1 protein-coding gene is annotated in these 1,335 nt (G+C 63.1%); it reads right to left on the bottom strand.

Annotation, left to right across the window (positions count from 1 at the left end; translation table 11 throughout):
- Positions 1-72: 72 nt before the first annotated feature.
- Positions 73-999 carry an aminotransferase-like domain-containing protein gene (locus BSZ39_RS12845; protein WP_143180556.1) on the bottom strand — a complete coding sequence of 309 codons (927 nt, stop codon included), beginning with the start codon at positions 997-999 and terminating at the stop codon, positions 73-75.
- Positions 1,000-1,335: the final 336 nt, after the last annotated feature.

Genomic DNA, 1,335 nt, shown 5'->3' on the forward strand with positions numbered 1-1,335 from the left:
AGTTGTAGAAGATGAACTCGAGGATCACGCGGTGACCGCCCTGCTGTCCAGCACGACCACCCCGCTACACCACTATGAGGGACTCAACTCGTCCGGCAGGTAGCGACGCACAGCTTCGACACTCGCCTGGCAGCGGGCTTCGTAGGCGGCGAGCTGGCGCGTAAGGCCGCTTTCCCACTCGCGCGTTCCCACGTAGGCGGTCACGAGTTCTTGGGACGTGACCGCGGGCGTGATACAGACCGATTCGCATGCGATTTGCAGGCGTTCGCGCACGTGCTGCGGTGCAGCCACCCAGCCCACACGCAGGCCGGGCGAAAAGATTTTCGAATAGGACCCGAGGTGGATCACGTTCTCCGGTGCGCTCGCCGCGAGCGCCCGCACCCGCTGCTGCGGGGTGCGACCAAACCCGAGCAGCCCGTAGGCATCGTCCTCGACCAGCCAGACGCCGCGCGAGGAACACACCTCGATGAGTTCGTCGTATCGGTTGGGACTCAGCGACATGCCCGACGGGTTTTGGTACGCGGTGATCGTGTAGACGAAGGGTACCCTGCGCCCCTCGCGCTGAGCTTGATCGATAGCCTCGGCGACGGCCTGAGGCTGCAGCCCGTTCGCGTCGAGCGGGACCTGTCGGACCCCCGTTTCGTACGCCCCACACGTCCCGAGGACGCCGACGTAGGTCGGAGCCTCCGCGACGATGACGTCCCCCGGATTGCACAGCAGTTTCGTCACGGCATCGAGACCGGCTTGGGAGCCCGACGTCATCTGAATCTCGTCGATCGTATAGCTCGCACCCGCCAGGCGCATGAGCTCGATTGATAGTTCGCGTGCGGCATCGGTTCCCGCGCCGCTGCCGTATTGCAGGACGTCCTCGCCGCGGCGCGCCAGGATCTCGGTCATGAGCGAGCCGATGCGCTCGTGGTCGAGGAACGAGAGGTCCGGGTTTCCGCCGGCAAGGGAGACGACATCCGGTCGCATCGCGGTTTCGAAAACGGCCCGCACGGGGCGAGGGGCGAAAGTGATGCTCGCGGGAAGCAAAGTCCACGGACTCGCCCTAATAGCGAGTTATCCACGATGTGAATTCGACAATATGACTCAGAGCACACCGCCGTAGGATACTCGACAATAGTGTTCCACTCCCTCAGACGGTCCTCATGAACGCAGCAATCATTGTCATCTATCTCGTCCCCATGATTGGGTCTGGACTGTGGGCCACCCGGCGCGCAAAGAACGTGGAGGATTACCGGCTCTTCACAATCCAGGGTGTAGGTAGCGTTGTTCGGGTTTGCGGCGTGGCGGCTGGTTGAAGGGGTCGAGGCCCTCCGAAGATGAAGGTTT

The organism is Bowdeniella nasicola (assembly GCF_001907295.1).
Taxonomy (GTDB): domain Bacteria; phylum Actinomycetota; class Actinomycetes; order Actinomycetales; family Actinomycetaceae; genus Bowdeniella; species Bowdeniella nasicola.